This is a genomic window from Citrobacter sp. RHBSTW-00859, assembly GCF_013729795.1.
GTDB classification, from domain to species: Bacteria; Pseudomonadota; Gammaproteobacteria; order Enterobacterales; family Enterobacteriaceae; genus Citrobacter; species Citrobacter braakii.
Map to the genome: position 1 here is coordinate 4,303,901 of NZ_CP056284.1, position 26,274 is coordinate 4,330,174.

The window sequence follows — 26,274 nt, forward strand, 5'->3', positions numbered from 1 at the left end:
CTCCGGCGGTTCTGTTTTTACTCACTCAGGCTGTTATCAGAAATTGTGTTTAATATTCAGCATAAAGCCCTTGTCGCTGATGTTGTCCTCTTTCCAGTGGAAAGCGTCCACCCCGGCGCTGGTGTTACCGGCGTTATACTTCACACCCACCTGTGCCATGCTGTTGATGCTGCCACCTTTCTGACCGTCGTCAACGTTGAAGCTCTGACCTGCCGCCCCCTGCAGGGACGCTTTTTTGCCAGTACTGACGTAGCTCAGGTTCGGGCCGCCTTCCAGCGTCGCCGTTGCTGCCCAGCCATCCTTACCGGCATAGCTCAGCTTCATACCCACCACTGAATCAACCGCCGTTTCCGTGCTGCTGTTCATGTTCAGGTTAAAGTCGCCAGCACCGCGCTCCTGATAACCGTCTTCCATGGTGTGACGCAGTTTCAGACCAGCATATGGCACAACATCCAGCCCTTCGCTGACGGCGAAGGTTTTACGACCCTCGGTACGCAGCTCCAGGTACTGCTGACGGCTGTCCGCCAGCGCCTGTTTGTTGACATCACCGTAGTTAATGCCGCGTTTGCTGTCGAGCTGATGTACGTCGTAACGCAGGGCGTTGTTCCAGGAGAGACCTTCCTCACCGAGCGGCATGGCGTGCTCCAGACCCAGGAACTGACTGTAACCGCCGGTGATACCGTCGCTGCCGGAAGAGACATTGCCTTTACCGTCCAGACGGGCAATACCGTACTCCATGGTCAGCGACTGATTATCGCCAAAGCCCAGTTTCTGACGCAGGGCCATCATGTCGTACTGAGTGTCTTTACCCAGTTCGGCACGCTGGTCACCTTTCGCCACCAGGTTAAACGACAGACCATTACCCAGTTCCGGCGCGGCATCCGCCAGCATATCGAAGCGGTTGCTGAGTCTGCGGGCGTCGCGGGAGACGTTCACAGCCTTGTTGCCGCTGATTTGCTTCATCGCCTTCGTCACGTCGGCAGAGGTTTTCAGGTTCAGACTGCTGAACAGCTCGTTGTTGGTGTACGCGGCATCCAGCGCGCCGGCAACACCGCTGACGCTGCTGTCGGTCACCACATCGGTGTAGGCGTTTTTGGTCATGGTGACGTCCACGTTGCCGTTCGCGTCTTTCTGACCCTGCGCGCTCCACACCACGCTTTCAGAGGTAATGTTTTCCAAGCCTTCCACATCAGCCCCGGTAAAGACGTTGTCGAAGGTCTGAGTCGTGGCAGCCGTACCTGCGGTGAAACCGGTATCCACGCTGACAGAATCCAGTGCCAGGGCATTACTACCCGCATTAAGCGTACCGACAGAGCCGCTGGCGCTGGTACCCAACACATAACCACTCACACGCTGAACAGAAGCGGGGGCAGAATTGCTGTCAGTTGGCGCAGACCCCATCTGTGTATCATCTGACGACATTGCACCGCCGTTCAGATTAATGGTGCCGCTGTTATGGATGGTGCTGCCTGCTGCGCCATCGTTGTAGAACGCCTGGCCGTTGTCGGCATTAATATTGATGGTGCCATCGTTGTACGCAACACCGCCATTGAACACAGCCATGCCAATTAATTGCGTATTCGCTGCAGGTGTTGTCTCGGTTGTATTCTCAAGGTTGATGGTGCCTTTATTGATAATGGTGCCGCCGTTGGCATACATCCCCACGCCGGAGTCATTGACGGTAATGGCGCCGTTATTCGTCGCGGTTCCGCTTTTGATAACCATACCGCCGCCAATAGCAGAAATACAATTCAGGTTAGCGTTGCACTGAAGCGTTAAGTTTTGCGTCGCAGAGTTTGCATTGTGAACAATCACACCGCCGGTTTCGTTAGTAATGGTGGCACCCATATTTGCCCCCATTGCCCAGGTATTCCCTCCCGTCGTGGTTATTGTTCCACTATTAGAACCTGTCACACCTGGCTGTATTACCGAAATCCCTAAAACGGAAATCTTATTAGCTATAGGGGTATAGTCGTTTGTGAAAGTGTACCATGTCTGATTGGCGATCTTATTGTGGATGACATTAATATCACCGGTATTAATGATTTTAGTACCACTATTAAAACCAGCTAAAGTGTCAACAATATAACCATTACTTACGGTTATCGGTGTTGCATCCATCGTTATGGAACCACTGTTCTCAATCATGCTTCCTTTTTTAGCAAAAGCCAGCGAGTTGAAAGACCCTCCTGTGGCGGTCACCTTGACGTCGCCTTTGTTTATAAATTTACTGTTGGCACCCTCAACCAAAATTGACTGAGTACCAAAAATATTCGCGTTACTACCGTTATTTTTAGTAGCGATGTTCAGCGTCGAAGTATCATCTAATATCAACAAACCGCCGCCGGTTATGCTGGCAAACTCCATGTAACCATCACTTGCACTTCTACCGGTTAAGCTTGATGCCCCCTGAACTGTGACCTGGTTTCCGGCACCATTAACCGCAATACCGACCATATCCGGCGCAATGGCCCAGTCGGATGTTTCTATGGCACTGTTAAGATTGATACCGTCCTGAACCACCACCGCATTGTTGTTTCCGGTAACGTTCAGCCCTTTCACATGGTCCTGATAAGTGTTAGTCGCGCCTTTAATTGTGCCGTTATTAATCAATTCAGTGTGATAAGGAGTAGCATCAAGGGAAATCGATCCGGTCACCGTCACATTATTAAAGGCTCCTGATACATCCAGACCCGTCATATCACGGCCAAACGGCACCGGATCGGTCGGTGAATTCGGATACGCCATCGGGTCGGTGCGGTTATCCTTCACGTTGATAGAGCCATCAACCAGAACGTTGGTGGCGTTTTGTGCAGAGTCATTTTGCGACGAGACAACAACGCCGCGATAGCCCAGGCCATCAGCAAAACGCAATGGTTTGCTGAGTGAGTCTTCCGTATTCGCGGTAACATTCACCGTACCGGATAATTTAACATCCGCCGATGTGCCAGAAACATTCAGACCTGTTGCAGAGGTATTAACATTCATTACGCCCGACAGCGTGACCTCATTATCATCACCAGCAACTATGGCCCCCGTCGCTTGCTTGCCGGTAATTGTCATATCGTCAGACGCCAGGTTAACGATGTTTGCATTACCTATCACGTTCAGACCGGTGGATAACTCGCCCACCACCATTTTACCATTCTGATTTATAGTGTTGCTGTCGCCGCTGACTTTTGTCCCCGTAGCGCCACCAGTCACAGAACTCTCGCCGTCGTTATTGATAATGTTGTTATTACCAGCAACATCTGTACCGGCAGAGTCTGTGCCGTCCGCAGTCGTTTTTCCTTTGTTATCAACGGTATTATTGTTGCCGTCCACGCTGGTGCCGGTGCCGCCGGCAGTGGCGCTGGTATCTCCTTCGTTAGTGATTTCGTTTTTGTCGCCAGTGACATCCGTACCGATGGAGCCTGCGCCATCAGCGGTGGTTTTGCCTTTGTTGTCGATGATGTTGTCGTTGCCATCCACACTGGTGCCAGTGCCGCCTGCAGCAGCGCTGGTGTCGCCTTCGTTAATGATTTTGTTGCCGTTCCCGTCTACATCCGTACCGGTAGAGCCTGCGCCATCGGCAGTGTTATTACCCTTGTTGTCGATGGTGTTGCCGTTACCGTCAGCTTTAGTGCCGGTACCACCGCCAGTGGCGCTGTTGTCACCGGTGTTGTTAATGTCGTTGCCGTCGCCGGTCACGTCTGTACCGGTGGAGCCCGCACCATCCGCCGTGGTTTTGCCCTTGTTGTCGATGGCGTTCTCGTTGCCGTCCACGCTAGTGCCGGTGCCGCCATTGGCTGCGCTGGTGTCGCCTTCGTTAATGATTTTGTTGCCGTTACCGTCTACATCCGTACCGGTAGAGCCTGCGCCATCGGCAGTGTTGTTACCTTTATTGTCGATGGTGTTGCCGTCGCCGTCAGCTTTAGTGCCGGTACCGCCGCCAGTGGCGCTGTTGTCACCGGTGTTGTTAATGTCGTTGCCGTCGCCGTCAGCTTTGGTGCCAGTGGAGCCTTCACCGTCGGCAGTGTTTTTGCCGTTGTTGTTGATGTCGTTGTTGTCGCCGGTCACGTCAGTGCCCGTACCACCATTGGTGCCGCTGTTGTCGCCACCGTTGTTAATGGTGTTGCCGTTACCGTCTACATCCGTACCGGTAGAGCCTGCGCCATCGGCAGTGTTGTTACCCTTGTTGTCGATGGTGTTGCCGTCGCCGTTCACATCGGTGCCGGTACCGCCGTTGGTGGCGCTGCTCTCGCCGCCGTTATTGATGGAGTTACCGTCGCCGTCAGCTTTGGTGCCGGTGGAGCCTTCACCGTCGGCAGTGTTTTTGCCGTTGTTGTTGATGTCGTTGTTGTCGCCGGTCACGTCAGTGCCCGTACCACCATTGGTGCCGCTGTTGTCGCCACCGTTGTTAATGGTGTTGCCGTTACCGTCTACGTCCGTACCGGTAGAGCCTGCGCCATCGGCAGTGTTGTTACCTTTATTGTCGATGGTGTTGCCGTCGCCGGTCACGTCAGTACCGGTAGAGCCGGCGCCATCGGCGGTATTGTTGCCGCCGTTATCAACTGTGTTGCCGTTGCCGTCCACGTCTGTACCGGTGCCGCCGTTGGTGGCGCCGTTATCGCCGGTGTTGTTGATGTCGTTGCCGTCGCCGGTCACGTCTGTACCGGTGGAGCCTTCACCGTCTGCGGTATTTTTGCCGCCGTTGTTGATGGTGTTGTCGTTGCCGTCCACGTCGGTGCCGGTACCACCGTTGGTGCCGCTGTTATCACCGGTGTTGTTGATGGTGTTGCCGTCGCCGTTAACATCGGTACCATTGGAGCCTTCACCGTCTGCGGTGTTGTTGCCGCCGTTGTTGATGGTGTTGCCGTTGCCGTCCACGTCGGTGCCGGTGCCGCCGCCAGTAGCGCCGGTATCGCCATTCACATTAACATCGTTATCATCACCGTTGATAATCGTCCCGGTATCGCCCGGGCCGCCTGCGGTGGAGCCGCCATCAACCGTTTTCTGCTGCCCGTCGCCGTCGATAACCGTGGTATCTGCGCTCGCCAGGGTAAGCTCTCCTGCGCGGTTGTACGACCAGAACAGGTTGTTACTGCCGTACGTTCCCTGCATCACCAGCGCATTGCCCATCACGTTCAGGCTGGTCACGGTCAGGGTTTTGCCGTCCGGTGCGGTCAGCAGGTAGCCGTCGCCCTGCTTGGTAATGGCGAAGGTGGTATTGGTATAAGTGACGCCATTCACCACCAGAGAGGCAAAGGTCAGGGTTTTCGCGCCCCGATCAAGGGTAACGCCATTGTCATAAACGAAGGTGGAGGTATCAGGTGTAACGGGGTCCACCGGATCGACAGGGTCGACAGGGTCCACCGGATCAACAGGCAACCCGGAGGACGAATGGCTGCCGCCGCCACCTCCGCCGCTCGCCGCGATACCCACCGTGGCCGCCAGCGCGGCGATACCGTCCGTCACCCACGCCCAGTTCTGCTCTAAAAAGCTTTCCGTGGCTTTCTGGCACTCCGGCGACAGTTTAGCCAGCTCAGCCTGAGAAAGGCTGCTGATATTTTCGGGACACTGCTTTTTTTTGTCTTCGTTGTTGTTAAGATCGGCGGCAAATGTATTACCGCTTAATGCCAGGGCAATACAAAATGAAATAGCTTTCCTTTGCATAATGTTACTCTCTCTGATGTGAGCGAAATGATATAGATAAAACGACATAGCGACGAAACATGCCGCCGCAGATTCTCCGAACCTGTGCAACAGCGGCACCATATAAATAAATTTATATAGAAGCGAGTATATCCAAAGACATATTTCATAACAACGAATCATCGCCATGAATATATATCTCAACGCATTGTTTTTATTGGAATTGATAAAAATAAGAATAAAGGGATCATTAAAAAAAACATAAAATACAACATGTTGCAATCATAGATTTTTATGTAAATTTTTTAATTCTCGATATTTTACGGAATGAATGGAGGGGGAGTGCTAAGGCATATCTTATAAATTATAATTTTTAATATATGAATATTAAAAAACAATATTCTAGGTGAATTTATTCACTTATCATTCACATTTATCGAATTAATTATCTTTTAACAGAAATAATAATACGCATGAATTTTCTGCGGCGCGAATCATCGGGCGATTCCGATACTCCTCCTGCGCCAGGTTACAGCTGCGTTGGCTTTTTAAGGGGCCAACGCAGCCGATATCTTGTGCTTACTGCCAGCCGTAGCGGCGGCTATAAAAACCTTTCACGAGCTGGGTTAATGTCATGTAGCCCGCCAGAATCGCAATCAGCCACGGGAAGTAGCTCAGCGGCAGCGCCTGCAATTGCAGATAGTTGGCCAGCGGCGAGAACGGTAATGCAATGCCTACCACCATGACCACCAGCGTCATCAGCATCAGCGGCCATGCGGCGCGGCTTTGGATGAACGGCACGCGGCGGGTACGGATCATATGCACAATCAGCGTTTGCGACAGCAGGCCTACCACGAACCAGCCAGACTGGAACAACGTCTGATGTTCTGGCGTATTCGCATGGAAGACGAACCACATCAGGCAAAATGTCAGAATGTCGAAGATCGAGCTGATCGGTCCAAAGAAGATCATAAAGCGCCCCAACTCGCTGGGATTCCAGCGCTGCGGCTTTTTGATCTGCTCTTCGTCGACGTTATCAAACGGAATCGCCACCTGGGATACATCGTACAGCAGGTTCTGAATCAGTAAGTGCAGCGGCAACATCGGCAGGAACGGTAAGAAGGCGCTCGCCACCAGCACGCTAAACACATTACCGAAGTTAGAACTGGCCGTCATTTTGATATACTTCAGCATGTTAGAAAAAGTACGGCGTCCTTCGATCACCCCTTCTTCCAGCACCATCAGACTCTTTTCCAGCAGGATGATATCAGCCGCTTCACGCGCAATATCAACCGCGCCGTCAACGGAGATACCAATGTCCGCCGCGCGCAGCGCCGGGGCATCGTTAATGCCATCCCCCATAAAGCCAACCACATGACCTTCGCGCTTGAGCAGCGTGACAATGCGCTCTTTGTGCATCGGTGTCAGACGAGCAAACAGCGTGGTGCGCTGGGCCAGCGTTGCCAGCTCATCGTCGCTTAACCCTTCAATGTTGCTACCGATAACCACATCGCCCGCATCCAGCCCCACTTCGTGACACACTTTCGCCGCCACCAGCTCGCTATCGCCAGTCAGGATTTTCACAGTAATGCCGCTGGCTTTCAGCGCTTTGAGCGCTGGCGCGGTGGTCTCTTTCGGCGGATCGAGGAACGCAATATAGCCTTCGAGGATCAGATCTGATTCATCAATACGCTGGTAATCGCCCTCACGCGCTGGCAGGTACTTCGTCGCCACCGCCACCACGCGCAGCCCCTGCCGGTTCAGCGTATCCGTGACGCGCTTCACCCGACGCAGCATGTTGTCATCTAACGGGACAACCTCACCGCTGTAGCGCACCTGGGTGCAAACGCTGAGGATCTCCTGCAGCGCGCCTTTGCACACCAGCTGATGCACATCGGTTTCTTCAGCGACCACCACCGACATGCGGCGGCGTTCGAAGTCAAACGGGATCTCATCGATTTTCCGCCAGCGGGTAGAAAGCTGGCGAGCTGATTCTTCGTCCACACCTTCCAGCACTGCCGTATCCAGCAGATTCTTCAACCCGGTCTGGTAATGGCTGTTCAGCCACGCAGAATGCAGGACGTGCTCGCTGGGCTTACCAGATATATCTGTATGATTTTCAAGTACAATTTTGTCTTGTGTCAGGGTGCCAGTTTTATCGGTACACAGGATATCCATCGCGCCAAAGTTCTGAATAGCGTCGAGGTGTTTGACGATGACCTTTTGTTTTGACAGCTTCACCGCCCCGCGCGCCAGCGTCGAGGTGACGATCATCGGCAGCATTTCCGGGGTCAGCCCCACCGCGACAGACAGGGCAAACAGCGCCGCTTCCCACCAGTCGCCTTTGGTATAGCCGTTGATGATGAGCACAATCGGCGCCATCACCAGCATAAAACGGATCAGCAGCATGCTGACGCGGCTGATCCCTTTCTGGAAAGCATTCTGCTCGCTTTCCTGCTCGCTGACACGACCCGCCAGTTGCCCGAACCAGGTATTGGCTCCGGTCGCAATCACGATGGCCTGCGCCGTGCCGCTCACCACGTTGGTGCCCATAAAGCACAGGGTATCGCATTCGAGCGGGTTGCTTTGCTGCGGGTCGCGGCTGGTTGCGACTTTCTCCACCGGCAGCGATTCACCGGTCAGCGAAGCCTGGGCCACGAACAGGTCACGAGCCTGCACCACACGCAGATCAGCCGGGATCATATCCCCTGCCGCCAGCTTAATGATATCGCCGGGAACTAACTGGTCGATCGGCAGTTCAACCCAGCCGTTCTCTCCTTTCTCGTTGATAACGCGCAGCACCGTAGCGGTGTTACTGACCATCGCTTTCAGCGCATCTGCCGCTTTGGTGGAACGCGCCTCCTGCACAAAATTCAGTAACGTGGAGATGACGACCATCAGAGCAATGACGCCAGCGGCAAACAGATCTTCGGTGGCATAGGAAATCGCACCGAGGATGGTCAACAAAATATTAAACGGGTTACGGTAGCAGACCCACAGATGCACCCACCACGGCGACGGCTTCTGCGCCGGCAGTTGGTTCTCACCATGTAATTCGCGAGCATTTTCCACTTCTGCGGCGTTTAATCCTTCCGGGTGCGCGCCAAACGTTTTCCACAGCGCGGCTTCGTCCATCAGCGCCATTTTCAGACAATGTTCGCTCAGCGATGGTGGGATCGGCGTGCTGGCAACGGTCTGGGCATTAGGCAACGGATCGCGATGCACCAGACGATGTGGTAAATGGCGGTTTAGCCGGGCAAATAGCTGGCGAGTAATATTTTTGAACATAGGCAGTCCCTCTGCGCCAGTCTCAACAGGCGCAGTAAATCCTTCAGGCGTGGCAAAGCCTTACCTGATGGCAATATTAAAATCACAACAGGGACGTCAGAACGTCACTGTCTTACTGCTCCGGTAAGACAGTGAAAGACAGGCTTACCGGAAAGGGGGGTTTCTCCATCTCGGGAGAGGGGTGGGATCGGGATCCATATAGCCTCCGGTAAGTGAATGATTTGCGCTGCGGATTATACGCAGAAAACCATAAGGTTTGTGGCAATTATGGCAGTATGATAAACCATGGAAACTAAACCAAACGTATACCAGACTTTGCCCATTGCGCTGCGCTTGAGTAAAGTTATTCTCTATTTGGCATAACTTCACACGCAACACGGGAAAACAGGATGCAAAACCGGCTGACAATTAAAGACATCGCCCGCTTAAGCGGTGTGGGAAAATCAACCGTTTCCCGTGTGCTTAACAATGAAAGCGGCGTGAGCGAACACACCCGCGAACGCGTTGAAGCGGTGATGAATCAGCACGGTTTTTCCCCTTCCCGCTCCGCACGCGCCATGCGTGGACAAAGTGACAAGGTGGTGGCGATCATCGTCACGCGTCTGGACTCGCTTTCGGAAAATCTCGCCGTGCAAACCATGCTGCCCGCCTTTTATGAGCAGGGTTACGACCCGATCATGATGGAAAGCCAGTTCTCGCCCGAGCTGGTTGAAGAGCATCTCGGCATGCTCAGACGCCGCAATATTGACGGCGTGGTGCTGTTTGGTTTTACCGGCATAAGTGAATCCATGCTCGCCTCCTGGCAGGATTCGCTGGTGCTGCTGGCAAGAGATGCCAAAGGCTTTGCCTCCGTCTGCTATGACGATGAAGGCGCCATTCGCACCCTGATGCAGCGTTTATACGATCGCGAGCATCGCCATATCAGCTTTCTTGGCGTTCCCCATAGCGACGTGACCACCGGTAAGCGCCGCCATGAAGCCTACCTGGCGTTCTGTAAGAAACACAAACTGCATCCTGTAGCCGCGCTACCGGGTCTTGCCATGAAGCAGGGTTATGAGCAGGCCGCCAACGTCATCACCCCGGAAACCACTGCCTTAGTCTGCGCGACGGACACCCTCGCCCTTGGTGTCAGCAAATATCTGCAAGAGCAGCGAATTGAGAATCTACTGCTGGCGAGCGTGGGCAGTACGCCGCTAATGAAATTCCTCCATCCGGAAATTATCACCGTCGATCCAGGATATGCCGAAGCCGGACGACAAGCGGCCTCGCAGCTGATCGAGCAGATCAACGGCCGTAGCGAACTACGACAAATCGTTATTCCTTCCACCCTATCCTGATCGCTTTCTGAGCGTTAATTTGTGATCTTCGCTGCGTTTCGGGAACGTTCCCATTTTTAAAAAATCATCGACGATATACTCTGGCGGCAGGTCAACAATAGGGCTTAATAATGAGCAAAATTAAACAAGCAGACATCGACCGGCTGATTGAGCTGGTAGGCGGGCGCGACAATATCGCCACGGTTAGTCACTGCATTACTCGCCTGCGTTTTGTGCTGAATCAGCCTGCGAATGCCAGGCCAAAAGAGATCGAACAGTTGCCGATGGTCAAAGGCTGCTTCACCAACGCCGGGCAGTTTCAGGTGGTGATTGGTACCGAAGTGGGCGATTACTACAAAGCGCTGCTGGCGACAACCGGTCAGGCCAGCGCCGACAAAGAGCAGGCGAAAAAAGCCGCGCGGCAGAATATGAAATGGCACGAACAGCTGATTTCTCATTTTGCGGAGATCTTCTTCCCGCTGCTGCCAGCGCTGATTAGCGGCGGCTTGATCTTGGGGTTCCGTAATGTGATTGGCGATCTGCCCATGAGCAACGGGCAGACGCTGGCGCAGATGTACCCTTCGCTGAAAACCCTTTACGACTTCCTGTGGCTAATTGGCGAAGCGATCTTCTTCTATCTGCCGGTCGGGATCTGCTGGTCAGCAGTGAAGAAAATGGGCGGAACGCCGATCCTCGGTATTGTGCTGGGCGTGACCCTGGTTTCACCGCAGCTAATGAACGCCTATCTACTCGGTCAACAGGTACCGGAAGTGTGGAACTTCGGCCTGTTCAGCATTGAGAAAGTGGGCTATCAGGCGCAGGTTATTCCGGCACTGCTGGCCGGTCTGGCGCTCGGGTTTATTGAAACACGCATGAAACGCATCGTCCCGGATTATCTGTATCTGGTGATCGTCCCGGTGTGCTCGTTGATCCTCGCGGTATTCCTCGCGCACGCCTTTATTGGTCCGTTTGGCCGCATGATCGGCGACGGTGTCGCGTTTGCGGTCCGTCACCTGCTGACCGGCAGCTTTGCCCCAATTGGCGCGGCGCTGTTCGGCTTCCTGTATGCCCCGCTGGTGATAACCGGCGTGCATCAGACCACGCTGGCTATCGACATGCAGATGATTCAGAGCATGGGCGGTACGCCGGTATGGCCGCTGATCGCACTGTCGAATATCGCTCAGGCCTCTGCGGTAGTCGGGATCATCATCTCCAGTCGCAAACACAATGAACGTGAAATCTCCGTTCCTGCCGCGATCTCCGCCTATCTCGGGGTCACTGAACCGGCCATGTACGGGATCAACCTGAAATACCGCTTCCCGATGCTGTGCGCGATGATCGGTTCCGGTCTCGCCGGACTGCTGTGCGGCCTGAACGGTGTGTTGGCGAACGGAATTGGCGTCGGCGGTTTGCCAGGCATCCTCTCCATCCAGCCGACTTACTGGCAGGTATTTGGCATGGCAATGGTCATTGCGATTGTTATCCCCATGGTACTGACCTCATTCGTTTATCAGCGTAAACACCGTATGGGCACACTACAAATTGTCTAACTTTTCTTCGGGGCGCAGTTGCGCCCCATCGTATTTCCAGGAAACAACCATGAATATTCCCCACTGGTGGCAAAACGGCGTCATCTATCAGGTTTACCCCAAGAGTTTTCAGGACACCACCGGCAGCGGCACCGGCGATTTACGCGGCGTGACGCAGCATCTCGGATATCTGCAAACGTTGGGGGTTGATGCCATCTGGCTAACGCCGTTCTATATTTCGCCGCAGGTTGATAACGGCTACGACGTCGCGGATTACATGTCTGTCGATCCGGCCTACGGAACGCTTGCAGACTTTGACGAACTGGTGGCGCAGGCGAAAGCGCGCGGCATCCGTATTATTCTCGATATGGTGTTTAACCACACTTCAACCCAGCACCCCTGGTTTCGCGAGGCGCTGGATAAAGACAGCCCGTATCGTCAGTTTTACCTCTGGCGCGACGGCACGCCAGACAGTCTCCCGAATAACTGGCGCTCCAAATTTGGCGGCAGCGCCTGGGGCTGGCACGCCGAAAGCGAGCAGTACTATCTGCACCTCTTTGCTCCGGAGCAGGCAGACCTGAACTGGGAGAATCCGGCGGTCCGCGCCGAGCTAAAAAAAGTGTGCGAGTTCTGGGCCGATCGCGGCGTGGACGGGCTGCGTCTCGACGTGGTGAATCTTATCTCTAAAGATCAGGACTTCCCGAGCGATCCCGACGGCGATGGGCGGCGTTTTTATACCGACGGCCCGCGCGCGCATGCGTTTTTACGTGAAATGAATCGCGACGTCTTCACGCCCCGCGGCCTGATGACGGTCGGAGAAATGTCCTCCACCACGTTGGAAAACTGCCAGCAGTACGCCGCACTCGATGGCAGCGAACTGTCAATGACCTTCAACTTCCACCACCTGAAAGTGGATTACCCCAACGGTGAGAAGTGGACGTTAGCCAAACCCGACTATGTGGCGCTCAAAACCCTATTCCGCCACTGGCAGCAAGGCATGCACAATCAGGCCTGGAACGCGCTGTTCTGGTGTAACCACGACCAGCCACGCATCGTGTCGCGTTTTGGCGATGAAGGTAAATACCGCGTTCCGGCCGCAAAAATGCTGGCGATGGTGCTGCACGGTATGCAGGGCACGCCCTACATCTACCAGGGTGAAGAGATCGGCATGACCAATCCGCACTTCCGCCAGATTACCGATTACCGCGATGTGGAAAGCCATAACATGTTTGCTGCCCTGAACGGCCAGGGGCGCGATGCGCAAGAACTGCTGGCGATCCTCGCCAGTAAATCGCGCGATAACAGCCGCACGCCGATGCAGTGGGATGCCAGCAAACACGCGGGCTTCACCCAGGGTGAGCCGTGGATCAATCTGTGCGATAACGCAGCGGATATCAACGTGGCGGCAGCGCTGCGCGATACCGACTCGGTGTTCTATACCTATCAGAAGCTGATCGCATTGCGTAAAGCAGAGCCGGTTATCACCTGGGGCGACTATCAAGATCTGCTACCGGACAGCCCGCACCTGTGGTGCTATCAACGTGAATGGCAAGGACAGCGGTTGCTGGTCATTGCTAATCTGAGCGATACCTTCCAGAGCTGGCAGCCGACCCAGACCGACGGCAACTGGCAGGTGCTGATGCACAACTATGCCGAGGTCGCCAGCCAACCCGCTGACATGACGCTGCGTCCTTTTGAAGCCGTCTGGTGGTTGCAAAAATAGCTTGCAATTATGTTCAGGCCCGGTACGCATAACGCTGCCGGGCTTTGATGCCTACGCTCAGCTTACCTTTCTGTTTTTGTTGAATAATTAATCAGAATTTTCTGCCCACAATTTACAATCGGCTGTAGTGCCCGTCATCTGTACGCTCCGATTTTTACTTTGCGCTACATCAAATAAATCGTAAACATCCTTGATGCAAATCACTACATATAGAACTTAAAATGCACGCCGACCCAATATGTTGTATTAATCGACTACAATTGCTACAACTACAGTGCACCGCTTCACGGTGGAATTGTGGATAAAGTGGGTCAGGATTGCGGGAAGTCATTGGCAATAGAGATGAATAAAGCCCTGATGGCCTCCCCAACCTCTGTGGATAACCTGTTCTTATAAATATGGAGTGATCATGACACCGCATGTGATGAAACGAGATGGCTGTAAAGTGCCGTTTAAATCAGAGCGCATCAAAGAAGCCATTCTGCGTGCAGCTAAAGCAGCGGGAGTCGATGACGCAGATTACTGTGCCACCGTCGCAGAAGTCGTTAGTAGCCAGATGAATGAGCGCAGCAAGGTCGATATCAACGAGATCCAGACAGCGGTAGAAAACCAGTTAATGTCTGGCCCGTACAAACAACTCGCCCGTGCGTACATCGAATATCGCCACGACCGTGATATCCAGCGTGAAAAACGTGGCCGTCTGAACCAGGAAATTCGTGGTCTGGTTGAGCAAACCAACTCTGCTCTGCTGAATGAAAATGCCAACAAAGACAGCAAAGTGATCCCAACCCAGCGCGACCTGCTGGCCGGTATCGTTGCCAAACACTATGCGCGTCAGCACCTGCTGCCGCGTGATGTCGTCCAGGCGCACGAGCGTGGTGATATTCACTATCACGATCTCGACTACTCTCCGTTCTTCCCAATGTTTAACTGCATGCTGATCGACCTGAAAGGCATGCTGACGCAGGGCTTTAAGATGGGTAACGCGGAGATTGAACCGCCAAAATCCATCTCTACCGCGACCGCCGTCACCGCGCAAATTATCGCGCAGGTTGCCAGCCATATTTATGGCGGCACCACCATTAACCGTATTGATGAAGTTCTCGCGCCGTTCGTTACCGAGAGCTTTAATAAACATCGTAAAACCGCTGAAGACTGGCAGATCCCGGACGCCGACGGTTATGCCCATTCCCGTACCGAGAAAGAGTGCTACGACGCATTCCAGTCTCTCGAGTATGAAGTGAACACCCTGCATACCGCCAACGGTCAGACGCCGTTCGTGACCTTTGGTTTTGGCCTGGGAACCAGCTGGGAATCGCGTTTGATCCAGCAGTCCATTCTGCGTAACCGTATTGCCGGCCTGGGTAAAAATCGTAAAACCGCAGTGTTCCCGAAACTGGTGTTCGCGATTCGTGACGGTCTGAACCACAAGTTTGGCGATCCGAACTACGACATCAAACAGCTGGCACTGGAGTGCGCGAGCAAGCGTATGTATCCGGACATCCTGAACTACGATCAGGTGGTCAAAGTGACCGGCTCGTTCAAAACGCCAATGGGCTGTCGCAGCTTCCTCGGCGTGTGGGAAAACGAGAACGGCGAACAGATTCACGACGGGCGTAACAACCTCGGCGTTATCAGCCTTAACCTGCCGCGTATCGCGCTGGAAGCGCATGGCGATGAAGCCACCTTCTGGAAACTGCTCGACGATCGTCTGGTGCTGGCGCGTAAAGCGCTGATGACCCGCATTGCGCGCCTGGAAGGCGTGAAGGCCCGCGTGGCGCCCATTCTGTATATGGAAGGGGCCTGCGGCGTGCGTCTGAAAGCGGACGATGACGTGTCAGAAATCTTTAAAAATGGTCGCGCATCCATCTCTCTGGGCTACATCGGTATTCACGAAACCATCAATGCGCTGTTTGGCGACAAGCATGTGTATGACAGCGAGCAGCTGCGCGCCAAAGGTATCGCCATTGTGGAACGCCTGCGCCAAGCGGTCGATCAGTGGAAAGACGAGACTGGCTACGGCTTTAGCCTGTACAGCACGCCAAGTGAAAACCTGTGCGACCGTTTCTGCCGTCTGGATACCGCCGAATTTGGCGTGGTCCCAGGCGTGACCGACAAAGGCTACTACACCAACAGCTTCCACCTCGACGTGGAAAAGAAGGTTAACCCGTACGACAAGATCGATTTCGAAGCGCCGTACCCGCCGCTGGCAAGCGGGGGCTTCATTTGCTACGGCGAATACCCGAATATTCAGCACAACCTGAAAGCGCTGGAAGACGTCTGGGATTACAGCTATCAGCACGTGCCGTATTACGGGACCAACACGCCAATCGATGAATGCTACGAGTGCGGCTTTACCGGTGAATTTGAGTGCACCAGCAAAGGTTTTACCTGCCCGAAATGTGGTAACCACGACGCCGCCCGCGTATCGGTCACCCGCCGCGTCTGCGGTTATTTAGGCAGCCCGGACGCACGTCCGTTTAACGCCGGTAAGCAGGAAGAAGTGAAGCGCCGCGTTAAGCATTTAGGGAACGGGCAGATCGGTTAATTTAGACGATTTTATTGCCCGGCGATGCGACGCTTTTCGGGCCATTATTTCCGCAACGCAATTCACGTCATAGCAAGGCAGCAAATGAGTAAGTCCCGGGGAGCTTACATAAGTAAGTGACTCGGGCGCACGAACGCAGCTATGGCGCGAATTGATAAACGGATGAGAAGCGCTAATGAATTACCATCAGTATTACCCTGTCGACATCGTTAACGGTCCCGGCACTCGCTGTACCCTGTTTGTTTCAGGATGCGTGCATGAATGCCCCGGTTGCTATAACAAAAGCACCTGGCGGCTCAATTCCGGCCAGCCGTTTAGCAAAGAGATGGAAGACAAGATCATTGCCGATCTGAACGACACGCGTATTCACCGTCAGGGGATCTCACTCTCCGGCGGCGATCCGCTGCATCCACAAAACGTGCCGGATATTCTGCAACTGGTGCAGCGCATTCGCGCTGAGTGTCCGGGAAAAGACATCTGGGTGTGGACCGGCTACAAGCTCGATGAACTCGATGCCGCGCAAATGCAGGTTGTCGATCTCATCAACGTGCTGGTCGATGGCAAATACGTGCAGGATCTTAAAGACCCGGCGCTAATCTGGCGCGGCAGCAGCAACCAGGTTGTACATCACTTGCGTTAATTTCCAGCAGTAGAGGTTCTGTTTTCCACCCCTCAAAAACGGCTCACACACTCCATTGCAACTGTTTTGAACTCGCTGAAATTCCGGCATGCGCAGAGTCGCGTCATCGCGCGCTCGCGCAGGAAGGTGACGAAAATATCGTAGATCGCCATCGCTTCTTCGTATTCGCTTTTGCTGATGGCGAGCAGGAAGATCACATGCGCCGTTTCATCCCCCCAGGCGATACCCTGCGGGGCAAGGATGGTGTAGACCACCGTTTTCTTTGCCAGCAGACCGAGGGCGTGCGGCAGGGCAATGCTGTCACCCAGCATGGTGCTGACGATGGCCTCACGTTCAACCACCGAATCAAGAAACTCCGCATCGACAAAGCCTTCATCCTGCAACTGGCGACATAAAACGTTGAACAACGTTTGTTGATCCATTGGCTCGTCGATCACACGAAAATGGGCGGCATCGAAGAATTTGTTCAACATCCACGGACGGGTTCTGTCGACCAGCACCAGTTTGCCAATTTGCTCCAGTTGATAATCGGTAGGGAACGGTGCAATCATCACCACAGGCTTATCTTTTTCACCAACCCGCGCGGTAGAGATTACGAAATCTTCGCTGATACTTTCCCGCTGTTCGTAGTCGCGTAGCGTCACAGTATCGACGATTTCTATCTGCGGATACTTACGCGCCAGCACCGCTTCAATCATCCGCGCCATCGCATTTCCAGCATCGCATACCAGCAGAACTTTCGGCTGCCTCTGGTAACCGATGTTGTAACTACGCTCCAGCCCGACGCCAATATGCAGCACAAGGAAGCCAATCTCATTTTCACTGATGGTGTACGGCGTATATTTTCCCCATCCCGAGACGGCGGCCAGCGTCATGTCCCACGCCATCGGGTAGTGCTGTTTAATATTTTCCAGTAGCGGATTGGGGATCATTATCTGGTAACGCACCCGGGTGATCATCGTCTTAATATGCGTCAGCAGATCAGCATGTAACTGTTTGTCATTCAACAGGTTGTAGTTGTACTGGCTGTTGATAAACCGCAGGATGTAATTGACCAGCGCTTCGTCATCATCCGCATTGATGGCGCTGGGGGCGATCTCTTGTACCTGGCGGGCGGCGATATGCACCTGCAGCCAGTTCTCTTCGGAAACGGTAAGCGGTTTATCCGCCAGTCGGTGCAATACCGCTGCGATTTCCCGCGTGGCCAGGCACACTGATTGCTCGGCTTCTTCTGCGGCAAACTCCGGGAGGGGATACCCTTCGCTAATCCGCCGTACCGCCACCGCGCAGTACAACCGCAAAAACAGCTCCCCCTCATCGGTCAGGCGAATGTGAAAACGGGCAAAAATATCCTGCAAAACAGGTTGTAGCTGTTCAGGGATCCCGGCATTTAGTGCCTCTTGCGTCACTAGCGGGTGCTGTGGATCCTGCTGCGCCAGCGTCCATAGCAGATCGGTCAAACAGGCGCGGATCGCCATCTCGCTGCCAAACAGCTTCATACCGTGACGGGGGCGCGTTTCCAGCGTCAGATGATAACGTTGCAGATGCTCGCGCACCTCAGCCATATCGTTTTGCAGCGTCGCGCGGCTGATAAACCATTCATCAGCCAAATCCTCCAGCTTCAGCGAAAAGGCCGACGTCAGAAAACGAACCACCAGCCAGTGCACCCGCTCCTGGCTGGTGCGAGGGATGCGCAGCAACGCGTCTGGTCGCTGCGTTTGCAGGGCATGATAACGTACCGGGTCGTCAACTTTGAGTTGATAACCGTTACCTCGGCTGAGGACAAACTGCGCGCCGTACTGGCTGAGCAGCGCGTTTAGCGCGGTGATATCCGCTCGTACGGTGCGTGTGGAAACCGACAACCGCTGCGCCAGCTCGTCCTGTGGAAGCGCTTCGTTTTGCAGCATGCCAAACAGCTGCGCTAAACGTTGGTTGGGGAATCGCACGTCAGTTTCCTCATCAGTCAGTTAGCCTACGCAGGCCCGGGTCATCGCCATCAGCTGGCGCACGTCGTCCGGTCGGGTGTTACCACTCACCTTATCAATAATCGAACTATAGATGTGAGGAATGATTTTGCTCACTCCGGCATCCAGGGCGATCTGCAAAATTTCAGTGAAATTATCCAGATCGATACCGCCAGTTGGCTCCAGCCAGAAGTCATGGCGGGCGCAGGCCTGGGCAACTGCAATGTATTCCTCACGGCACTTCAGGCCACCCATTGGGAAGTATTTAATCGAGCTCCCCCCCATGTCTTTGAGCAACGCAATCGCGGTTTCTACCGGCACAATGCCGTCCGGCGTCTGGCTGCTCAGCGGACCGGTGGAGATTTTCACCCTGCCCGGAGTGCCGGTTGGCGAGACCAGACCGTTGACCACCGTCTCCTGCTGACCCAGCAGCGCGCGACTGGTCGCCACGCCGGTAAAGACCTGATTAACATGCTGTGGCTGCACCTGACGGGAGATTTCACTGACCATCGCCGACTGGTTAGGATCGCCCGCCCCCAGCCCCACGGAGAGGGCATTGTCGATAAGCGCTGCGTATTCACGCATATCCGCGACCGCGCTTGCGACATCCGGGTAATTTTTTGACAACACACCGACCAGCACGTGTCCTTCCGCCGCCGCGTAAATATCCCGGGCATTTTCTTTGGAGCCCGCCAGCACGTTCAGGCAGACGCGGTCGCGATAAAAGTTAGGGGTCAGTTTCATGCTTTTTTCTCCTGCGAAATCACTTCACCAATTCGACGGGCCACAATCTCCAGTTGCGCGCGATCCACGCTGCGCACATCGGCTTCGATAATGCCTTCGTTAGCTTTGTAACCACGGAAGTAAATCGCGTACTCTCCCTGTTTGAGTGCGTCGACCAGTTCACCTGTGGCGATCCCGGTTACCGCTTCGTCAAACTTAATTTCCGTGCGCGCGATGTCGCGCCCTGCGCTGTCCCACACCACGCGGGCGCTTACGCCGTGAAGCTGGTTTAACGCATTAATGAACGGCGTCATTTTCTCGACCATCTCCGCGCCGCTCTCTTTCTGCGCGTTCAGATACAGTTCGATGGCGCAGGTCAGGCCAAGAATCCCCTCTTTACCCACCTTCATCGCCCGGCCAATCCCCGCGGTCTGGCGCTTCACCCACTCAACGTATTGGGTTTTGCCAATCACCAGGCCGCTGGTTGGCCCTTCAATCGCTTTCGCACCGCTATAAATCACCAGATCCGCACCAACCCGGTAGTAGCACTGCAAATCCTCTTCCGCTGCCGCATCCACGATTAGCGGCAGATTATGCGTACGCGCCACCACCGCAGCCTGTTCCACGCTGAGCATACTTTTCTGGACGCAGTGGTGAGATTTGATATACAGAATGGCCGCCGTGCGTGGCGTAATGGCCGCCGCCAGCTGAGTGGCGGAACATTCGTTGGCATAACCCGCTTCCACGAGCTTGCCGCCGCCGAGCGCCACCATGGTGCCAACCGGAGCGCCAAAGTTGACGTTGTGGCCTCTGGGCAGCACGATTTCGTTGTTCTCGATCGGCGCGACGTGCAGGTTCTCCAGCAGCCAGTCGCTGTCCTTAACCAGCACTCCAGCCACTGACAGGGCGATTCCGGCCGAAGCGCAGGAGACGACGGTTGCCCCTTCCACCTCCAGCAATTTCGCAATGTAGTCACCGGTCTTATTGACCAGGTCTTTCATCTCAAAATATTGATTCATCCCCGCCATTGCGGCCTGAACCACTTCTGGTCGTGGCGTAGAAACGCCGAGCGCCGTCATGCGGCCTGAGGTGTTAATCACCTGTTTTAAATTGTATTTCTCAAAAATCGAAGGCATGTTCCGCGCTCCCTTGTTCGGTCATATAGCCCTTGCCCGCACGTATTGCGGCAAGCGGCACCAGCAGTTGTTCAGCCTGCAGGCTGTCGTTTTCTGCATCTACCAGCACGGTTGGCTGGCGCTTAAGCGTAAAGAGGGTTAAATCGGCATCCAGACCAACCTGCAGTCGCCCTTTCTGTTTCAGGCGCAGACCATCGGCGGCATTGGCAGTAACGCACTCAATGACCTGCGGTAGCGACATCCCAATGGCGAGAAATTTCGACATCACATTCGCCAGGGAATACACCGGGCCGCTGATACGGTTGCGACAATAAATATCGGAGCTGATGGTGTGCGGCAAAATGCCCAGACCGATAGCGCGTTTTGCCACCGCAAAGCTCAGGCTGGCGGTGCCATGCCCAACGTCCAGACGCACACCGCGTGAAATCGCCCGCGTCACTGACGCTCGCAGCTCGCCTTGCGGCGTCAGAATACGATTCGGCTTACCGTTGTAGCAGTGGGTAATGATGTCGCCCGCGGTCAGGCGTTCGGCGATCTCATCCAGATCCGGCGGATTGTTGCCGATGTGCACCATCAGCGGCAGGTCACCGTTCTGCGCTTGCATCGTTTTGGCGCGCTCCAGCGGCGTAATGCCGTTTTCACCGACCACGCTGCTGCTCATGCGCGCCTTCAGGCCGACGATAAAATCAGGATGGCGCTTCACCGCCTGTCGCACCGCATCGGCGTCAATGTTGGCCATATTAGCCAGCTCGTTCTGGGCGATAAGGCCAACGCGGGAGATATTCAGCAGCGCATACACTTCGGTGGCCGCTTCCCGGGTCAGGGTATAAAAATCATCGATATCATCCGCCCCGGTACTGCCCGCATCCACCACCGTGGTAACGCCGGTAGCTATACCGACGCTGTCCGGTTGGTCGTGATAAATCGGGGATTTCGGATAGCAGTGAACGTGGGAATCAATCCAACCTGCGCTGACGTAGTACTCGCCGCCCAGTTCGATGGTTTTCAGCGCCGGGCCATCAACGTCGCCCAACGCCGCAATTTTGCCGTCTTTGAGCGCAATATCGCTCACCGTATCGTCAACGAGGCGCGCACGGCGCAGGAGTAAATCAAACATCGCACTCTCCTTTGCCGGATGGCGGCGCAACCGCCTCATCCGGCCTACAAATCAACAGTTAGCTAATGGCAATCGGGAAGATGGACCCGAGGATCATCGCCCCAAGGATCGCCCCGCCGGTGATCGGTTTCTGCCACAGGTAAAACAGCAGCGCGCCCGCCAGTGAACCGATGCCGATAGGGATAGAAGCCGTCATCGCGCTGAGGATAATCAATGGTCCGAGGAAGCGACCGGAGGCGTTACCGGCCCCCATCATGACATCCGCACCGTAGGTCGAGTCGCTCTGATTGATGGTGAACTTACGCGCCAGAATAATGATGTAGCCAATCGCCAGACCAATCACCAGACCGGTGACCAGCGACGCTGCGAAGTTGGCAACCGGGAAGATAATACCTGCGCCCAGCAGCAGCGCCGGAACACCTAACCCGACCCCGGTCTGAATCGCCCCGCCAATATCCAGAATCCCCACCAGCGAACCTTCAATGATGCGGGCAAACAGGAAGCTTGCACCAAATGCCGCCACCGCCCCGTAGGAGCCGGTGTCCATTCCCGCCTTCAGCATCGCCACAAAAGCGACTTCGTTAAATGCGCCAATACCGTACAGGTAGTACATGTGAGTTCCGGCAAATACGCCAGAGGAGAGCAGGCCAACGAAGATCGGGAACGACCAGTCAGCGAACCAAAAACCTTTATTCTGTTCCATGATGGCCTCCGTTATTTGCCGCTGAGCGAGTTGTGGATAAGTTCGAGCCAGTTAGGCACGGTCAGATGGAAGGATTCGATCATCTTCATGTCGAAGCCGCGGAAGAAGCCGCTTGAAGTGGCACACTGAATTTGGCCACCTGAACAGAGGTGATATGCTCACCTCAGAACAACACAGGTGCTCCAATGAAAAAAAGAAATTTCAGCGCAGAGTTTAAACGCGAATCCGCTCAACTGGTTGTTGACCAGAACTACACGGTGGCAGATGCCGCCAAAGCTATGGATGTTGGCCTTTCCACAATGACAAGATGGGTCAAACAACTGCGTGATGAGCGTCAGGGCAAAACACCAAAAGCCTCTCCGATAACACCAGAACAAATCGAAATACGTGAGCTGAGGAAAAAGCTACAACGCATTGAAATGGAGAATGAAATATTAAAAAAGGCTACTGTAGATTCAATTGGTCAACGCAACAGTTATGTGAAAACATGGGGTTGCGGAGGTTTTTTGAATGAGACGAACATTTACAGCAGAGGAAAAAGCCTCTGTTTTTGAACTATGGAAGAACGGAACAGGCTTCAGTGAAATAGCGAATATCCTGGGTTCAAAACCCGGAACGATCTTCACTATGTTAAGGGATACTGGCGGCATAAAACCCCATGAGCGTAAGCGGGCTGTAGCTCACCTGACACTGTCTGAGCGCGAGGAGATACGAGCTGGTTTGTCAGCCAAAATGAGCATTCGTGCGATAGCTACTGCGCTGAATCGCAGTCCTTCGACGATCTCACGTGAAGTTCAGCGTAATCGGGGCAGACGCTATTACAAAGCTGTTGATGCTAATAACCGAGCCAACAGAATGGCGAAAAGGCCAAAACCGTGCTTACTGGATCAAAATTTACCATTGCGAAAGCTTGTTCTGGAAAAGCTGGAGATGAAATGGTCTCCAGAGCAAATATCAGGATGGTTAAGGCGAACAAAACCACGTCAAAAAACGCTGCGAATATCACCTGAGACAATTTATAAAACGCTGTACTTTCGTAGCCGTGAAGCGCTACACCACCTGAATATACAGCATCTGCGACGGTCGCATAGCCTTCGCCATGGCAGGCGTCATACCCGCAAAGGCGAAAGAGGTACGATTAACATAGTGAACGGAACACCAATTCACGAACGTTCCCGAAATATCGATAACAGACGCTCTCTGGGGCATTGGGAGGGCGATTTAGTCTCAGGTACAAAAAACTCTCATATAGCCACACTTGTAGACCGAAAATCACGTTATACGATCATCCTTAGACTCAGGGGCAAAGATTCTGTCTCAGTAAATCAGGCTCTTACCGACAAATTCCTGAGTTTACCGTCAGAACTCAGAAAATCACTGACATGGGACAGAGGAATGGAACTGGCCAGACATCTAGAATTTACTGTCAGCACCGGCGTTAAAGTTTACTTCTGCGATCCTCAGAGTCCTTGGCAGCGGGGAACAAATGAGAACACAAATGGGCTAATTCGGCAGTACTTTCCTAAAAAGACATGTCTTGCCCAATATACTCAACATGAACTAGATCTGGTTGCTGCTCAGCTAAACAACAGACCGAGAAAGACACTGAAGTTCAAAACACCGAAAGAGATAATTGAAAGGGGTGTTGCATTGACAGATTGAATCTACAACCGCGCTCTTGATGTCAGACTCCCTGAACAGTTCTCGATAATCGGGAAACTCAGAGCGCATTATCCTGTGGTCACACTCTGCCATGTGTTCGGGGTTCATCGCAGCAGCTACAGATACTGGAAAAACCGTCCTGAAAAACCAGACGGCAGACGGGCTGTATTACGCAGTCAGGTACTTGAGCTACATGGCATCAGCCACGGTTCGGCCGGAGCAAGAAGCATCGCCACAATGGCAACCCGGAGAGGCTACCAGATGGGACGCTGGCTTGCTGGCAGGCTCATGAAAGAGCTGGGGCTGGTCAGCTGTCAGCAGCCGACTCACCGGTATAAACGTGGTGGTCATGAACATGTTGCTATCCCTAACTACCTTGAACGGCAGTTCGCCGTGACCGAGCCAAATCAGGTGTGGTGCGGTGATGTGACCTATATCTGGACGGGTAAGCGCTGGGCGTACCTCGCCGTTGTTCTCGACCTGTTCGCAAGAAAACCAGTGGGCTGGGCCATGTCGTTCTCGCCGGACAGCAGGCTCACCATGAAAGCGCTGGAAATGGCATGGGAAACCCGTGGTAAGCCCGGCGGGGTGATGTTCCACAGCGATCAGGGCAGTCATTATACGAGCAGGCAGTTCCGGCAGTTATTGTGGCGATACCAGATCAGGCAGAGTATGAGCCGGCGCGGAAATTGCTGGGATAACAGCCCAATGGAACGCTTCTTCAGAAGTCTGAAGAACGAATGGATACCGGTGGTGGGTTACGTAAGCTTCAGCGAGGCAGCTCACGCCATAACGGATTATATCGTTGGATATTACAGCGCACTAAGACCGCACGAATATAACGGTGGGTTACCCCCAAACGAATCGGAAAATCGATACTGGAAAAACTCTAACTCGGTGGCCAGTTTTTGTTGACCACTTCAGCTCAGGACAAACAGCGCGACGATAGCCACCATCATCACTTTAGTGACGTGGTTCCAGCCGCTCTCTTCCACGCCTTTACCGATCAGAATGCCAAGGACCAGACCCGGAACGGCGTTGCCCATAATCAGCTGCGCCGCGCCGCCAAAGACGGTGGCCCAGAAGCCTGATTTTTTACCGGCATCGATCGCCGCCAGCCAGAAGATCACCGGCATCACGGTGTTGACCAGCAGGTTAGCCGCAGGCACCAGCACCTTGACGGCAGTCACCTGCAACGCTTCCGGTACGGATGACGCCGTGAGGTTCAGGAAGGTCACGACGATCATCCCGATAACGCCGCAGGCAATCGCCATGCGCTTGGGATCGTGCAGCGTTTCACCGACGTTGCGGTTTTTAACCATCAGCGCAGCAGCGCCCCAGTTGGGGATGATGCGATGGTCGACGTCTTGAGTGAACGCCCCCGCCGCAACAGAGGAAGCCCAGGCGTTAAAGAAGAAGCCCAGGCCGAACGAGAAGTGAGAAGCCGGATCCCCTTCGCAGGAATTCAGTTCTCCCAGAGTACGAAACGCGCCCATCCCTTGAGTGGTAGGCGCATGAAACATGCGTGCAGCCCCAGCGCCGACACCGACGCCAACCAGGCCGCCGATGATGAGCGATTTTATTAATATTATCAGGAACATAATTATGCCTTTTAATAAAGAATCAGCGTTGCGTAACGAAATCCACCTTGTCGAGATTGATGGCAGTCACGTTGACGGTCACGTCCAGCTCCACGCTGAAGGTGCGTCTTTCCCGGCGCAAAAAGAGGAATAAAAATGCCTCTTTGCGCACCGATTCACGCGCTTGAACAACCTGCACATCCTGTGGCTCAATACGCAGTAAGATATGCGGCGACGCTTTCATCACCGCTGCCTGAACGTGGTTCAGGGCATCGGCAAAGGCGCGCGCTTTGGCCTCGCCCTTGCCAGTGACTCTCACCGTGGTGGTGAATTGTTCTTTCATGCTTAAGCGCCGTGTTTCTTTTGCCACGCCTGTACCAGACGCTCACCGAGTTCTTCTTTGTCCATAAAACCGAACCCCAGCACGTTGCAACCTTCGTTGATGGCAGTGACCCCTTCATCAACCGAGCGCATGCCGTATTTCGCCTTGTAGCCGTATTTGGTCTGCGCGGTAATCGCACCCGCGCCGCCACTGCCGCAAAACGAGATGCCAAAGGTGGCGTTTTCCGCTTTCATCACGTCACCCAGCTTCATATCTGCCGCAACGCCCGGCACCACAACCGCACGGCCGCCCGCTTTCTCAACGCCTGCCGCCACTTTCTGGCCTTTACCCAGACGATCGCCAATCACTACGGTAATCTGTTCCATCTT

The 26,274-nt window shown here is 54.2% G+C and carries 16 protein-coding genes and 4 pseudogenes; 8 read left to right on the forward strand and 12 right to left on the reverse strand.

The genetic code is table 11. The annotated features are described in order from the left end of the window. Nucleotides 1-36: 36 nt before the first annotated feature. The 3 genes from HV302_RS21545 to mgtL all read right to left on the reverse strand — a co-directional run bounded on the left by HV302_RS21545 (nucleotide 37) and on the right by mgtL (nucleotide 9,120). Nucleotides 37-5,655, reverse strand: a complete 5,619-nt coding sequence (locus HV302_RS21545; RefSeq protein ID WP_181626562.1) for a BigA/YdbA N-terminal beta-barrel domain-containing protein — start codon at nucleotides 5,653-5,655, stop codon at nucleotides 37-39. 558 nt (nucleotides 5,656-6,213) lie between these two features. Continuing rightward, nucleotides 6,214-8,922 (reverse strand): magnesium-translocating P-type ATPase, encoded by a 2,709-nt coding sequence (gene mgtA, locus HV302_RS21550; protein ID WP_181626563.1) that lies wholly within the window; start codon nucleotides 8,920-8,922, stop codon nucleotides 6,214-6,216. A gap of 144 nt (nucleotides 8,923-9,066) precedes the next feature. Then, a complete protein-coding gene (gene mgtL / locus HV302_RS28670) occupies nucleotides 9,067-9,120 on the reverse strand; it encodes a mgtA regulatory leader peptide MgtL (RefSeq protein WP_350186061.1) in 54 nt (17 codons plus the stop codon). A 191-nt stretch (nucleotides 9,121-9,311) separates the two neighbouring features. Between mgtL and treR the strand changes: the two genes are divergently transcribed. The 5 genes from treR to nrdG all read left to right on the forward strand — a co-directional run bounded on the left by treR (nucleotide 9,312) and on the right by nrdG (nucleotide 16,678). Then, nucleotides 9,312-10,259 carry a trehalose operon repressor TreR gene (gene treR / locus HV302_RS21555; protein ID WP_181626564.1) on the forward strand — a complete coding sequence of 316 codons (948 nt, stop codon included), beginning with the start codon at nucleotides 9,312-9,314 and terminating at the stop codon, nucleotides 10,257-10,259. A 110-nt stretch (nucleotides 10,260-10,369) separates the two neighbouring features. Next, nucleotides 10,370-11,788, forward strand: coding sequence for a PTS trehalose transporter subunit IIBC (gene treB / locus HV302_RS21560; RefSeq protein WP_049283018.1), 1,419 nt, complete (start codon nucleotides 10,370-10,372; stop codon nucleotides 11,786-11,788). Between the two features lie 49 nt (nucleotides 11,789-11,837). Then, nucleotides 11,838-13,490, forward strand: a complete 1,653-nt coding sequence (gene treC / locus HV302_RS21565; RefSeq protein ID WP_181626565.1) for an alpha,alpha-phosphotrehalase — start codon at nucleotides 11,838-11,840, stop codon at nucleotides 13,488-13,490. 409 nt (nucleotides 13,491-13,899) lie between these two features. Next, a complete protein-coding gene (gene nrdD, locus HV302_RS21570) occupies nucleotides 13,900-16,038 on the forward strand; it encodes an anaerobic ribonucleoside-triphosphate reductase (RefSeq protein ID WP_181626566.1) in 2,139 nt (712 codons plus the stop codon). 175 nt (nucleotides 16,039-16,213) lie between these two features. After that, nucleotides 16,214-16,678: an anaerobic ribonucleoside-triphosphate reductase-activating protein gene (gene nrdG / locus HV302_RS21575; protein WP_016151476.1), complete on the forward strand. Its 465-nt coding sequence runs from the start codon at nucleotides 16,214-16,216 to the stop codon at nucleotides 16,676-16,678. Nucleotides 16,679-16,710: 32 nt separating this feature from the next. On the opposite strand, the gene HV302_RS21580 is transcribed toward nrdG, so the two are convergent. The 6 genes and pseudogenes from HV302_RS21580 to HV302_RS28395 form a co-directional block, all read right to left on the reverse strand. Continuing rightward, nucleotides 16,711-18,624 carry a BglG family transcription antiterminator gene (locus tag HV302_RS21580; RefSeq protein ID WP_181546851.1) on the reverse strand — a complete coding sequence of 638 codons (1,914 nt, stop codon included), beginning with the start codon at nucleotides 18,622-18,624 and terminating at the stop codon, nucleotides 16,711-16,713. Between the two features lie 21 nt (nucleotides 18,625-18,645). After that, the gene (gene dagF / locus HV302_RS21585; protein ID WP_016151471.1) at nucleotides 18,646-19,386 is read right to left on the reverse strand and encodes a 2-dehydro-3-deoxy-phosphogluconate aldolase; all 741 of its coding nucleotides are present in this window, start codon (nucleotides 19,384-19,386) and stop codon (nucleotides 18,646-18,648) included. After that, nucleotides 19,383-20,501, reverse strand: coding sequence for a DgaE family pyridoxal phosphate-dependent ammonia lyase (locus tag HV302_RS21590; protein ID WP_049283024.1), 1,119 nt, complete (start codon nucleotides 20,499-20,501; stop codon nucleotides 19,383-19,385). The genes dagF and HV302_RS21590 overlap by 4 nt, the downstream gene beginning before the upstream one ends. Beyond that, nucleotides 20,485-21,618, reverse strand: coding sequence for an amidohydrolase/deacetylase family metallohydrolase (locus HV302_RS21595; protein WP_131405541.1), 1,134 nt, complete (start codon nucleotides 21,616-21,618; stop codon nucleotides 20,485-20,487). Before HV302_RS21595 ends, HV302_RS21590 begins: the two co-directional genes overlap by 17 nt. A 58-nt stretch (nucleotides 21,619-21,676) precedes the next feature. Next, nucleotides 21,677-22,321 carry a DUF4310 family protein gene (locus HV302_RS21600; protein ID WP_003830379.1) on the reverse strand — a complete coding sequence of 215 codons (645 nt, stop codon included), beginning with the start codon at nucleotides 22,319-22,321 and terminating at the stop codon, nucleotides 21,677-21,679. An 11-nt stretch (nucleotides 22,322-22,332) separates the two neighbouring features. Beyond that, nucleotides 22,333-22,434: pseudogene (locus HV302_RS28395) on the reverse strand (DUF4311 domain-containing protein); the annotation flags it as partial. 72 nt (nucleotides 22,435-22,506) lie between these two features. Here HV302_RS28395 and HV302_RS21605 point away from each other — a divergent pair. The 3 genes and pseudogenes from HV302_RS21605 to HV302_RS21615 form a co-directional block, all read left to right on the forward strand. Further along, nucleotides 22,507-22,764 (forward strand): annotated as a pseudogene (locus HV302_RS21605) (IS3 family transposase); the annotation flags it as partial. A gap of 67 nt (nucleotides 22,765-22,831) precedes the next feature. After that, complete coding sequence (locus HV302_RS21610) at nucleotides 22,832-23,983, forward strand: IS30-like element IS30 family transposase (protein WP_001254932.1); 1,152 nt, start codon at nucleotides 22,832-22,834, stop codon at nucleotides 23,981-23,983. A gap of 9 nt (nucleotides 23,984-23,992) precedes the next feature. After that, a pseudogene (locus HV302_RS21615) lies at nucleotides 23,993-24,898 on the forward strand (IS3-like element IS911 family transposase); the annotation flags it as partial. Between the two features lie 8 nt (nucleotides 24,899-24,906). On the opposite strand, the pseudogene HV302_RS21620 reads toward HV302_RS21615, so the two are convergent. The 3 genes and pseudogenes from HV302_RS21620 to HV302_RS21630 all read right to left on the reverse strand — a co-directional run. Then, nucleotides 24,907-25,584, reverse strand: a pseudogene (locus tag HV302_RS21620) (DUF4311 domain-containing protein); the annotation flags it as partial. Nucleotides 25,585-25,606: 22 nt separating this feature from the next. Next, complete coding sequence (locus HV302_RS21625) at nucleotides 25,607-25,906, reverse strand: DUF4312 family protein (protein ID WP_016151468.1); 300 nt, start codon at nucleotides 25,904-25,906, stop codon at nucleotides 25,607-25,609. A 2-nt stretch (nucleotides 25,907-25,908) separates the two neighbouring features. Further along, nucleotides 25,909-26,271 carry an SFCGS family glycine-rich protein gene (locus tag HV302_RS21630; RefSeq protein ID WP_003830384.1) on the reverse strand — a complete coding sequence of 121 codons (363 nt, stop codon included), beginning with the start codon at nucleotides 26,269-26,271 and terminating at the stop codon, nucleotides 25,909-25,911. Nucleotides 26,272-26,274 lie beyond the last annotated feature (3 nt).

Excerpts from the sequence above, each read along its gene's own strand:
- treR (WP_181626564.1), top strand. The coding sequence starts at position 9,312 with ATGCAAAACCGGCTGACAATTAAAGACATCGCCCGCTTAAGCGGTGTG.
- HV302_RS21595 (WP_131405541.1), bottom strand. The coding sequence starts at position 21,618 with ATGTTTGATTTACTCCTGCGCCGTGCGCGCCTCGTTGACGATACGGTG.
- HV302_RS21610 (WP_001254932.1), top strand. The coding sequence starts at position 22,832 with ATGAGACGAACATTTACAGCAGAGGAAAAAGCCTCTGTTTTTGAACTA.
- HV302_RS21600 (WP_003830379.1), bottom strand. The coding sequence starts at position 22,321 with ATGGAACAGAATAAAGGTTTTTGGTTCGCTGACTGGTCGTTCCCGATC.
- nrdD (WP_181626566.1), top strand. The coding sequence starts at position 13,900 with ATGACACCGCATGTGATGAAACGAGATGGCTGTAAAGTGCCGTTTAAA.
- treB (WP_049283018.1), top strand. The coding sequence starts at position 10,370 with ATGAGCAAAATTAAACAAGCAGACATCGACCGGCTGATTGAGCTGGTA.
- dagF (WP_016151471.1), bottom strand. The coding sequence starts at position 19,386 with ATGAAACTGACCCCTAACTTTTATCGCGACCGCGTCTGCCTGAACGTG.
- HV302_RS21545 (WP_181626562.1), bottom strand. The coding sequence starts at position 5,655 with ATGCAAAGGAAAGCTATTTCATTTTGTATTGCCCTGGCATTAAGCGGT.
- HV302_RS21590 (WP_049283024.1), bottom strand. The coding sequence starts at position 20,501 with ATGCCTTCGATTTTTGAGAAATACAATTTAAAACAGGTGATTAACACC.
- HV302_RS21625 (WP_016151468.1), bottom strand. The coding sequence starts at position 25,906 with ATGAAAGAACAATTCACCACCACGGTGAGAGTCACTGGCAAGGGCGAG.
- nrdG (WP_016151476.1), top strand. The coding sequence starts at position 16,214 with ATGAATTACCATCAGTATTACCCTGTCGACATCGTTAACGGTCCCGGC.
- treC (WP_181626565.1), top strand. The coding sequence starts at position 11,838 with ATGAATATTCCCCACTGGTGGCAAAACGGCGTCATCTATCAGGTTTAC.
- HV302_RS21630 (WP_003830384.1), bottom strand. The coding sequence starts at position 26,271 with ATGGAACAGATTACCGTAGTGATTGGCGATCGTCTGGGTAAAGGCCAG.
- mgtA (WP_181626563.1), bottom strand. The coding sequence starts at position 8,922 with ATGTTCAAAAATATTACTCGCCAGCTATTTGCCCGGCTAAACCGCCAT.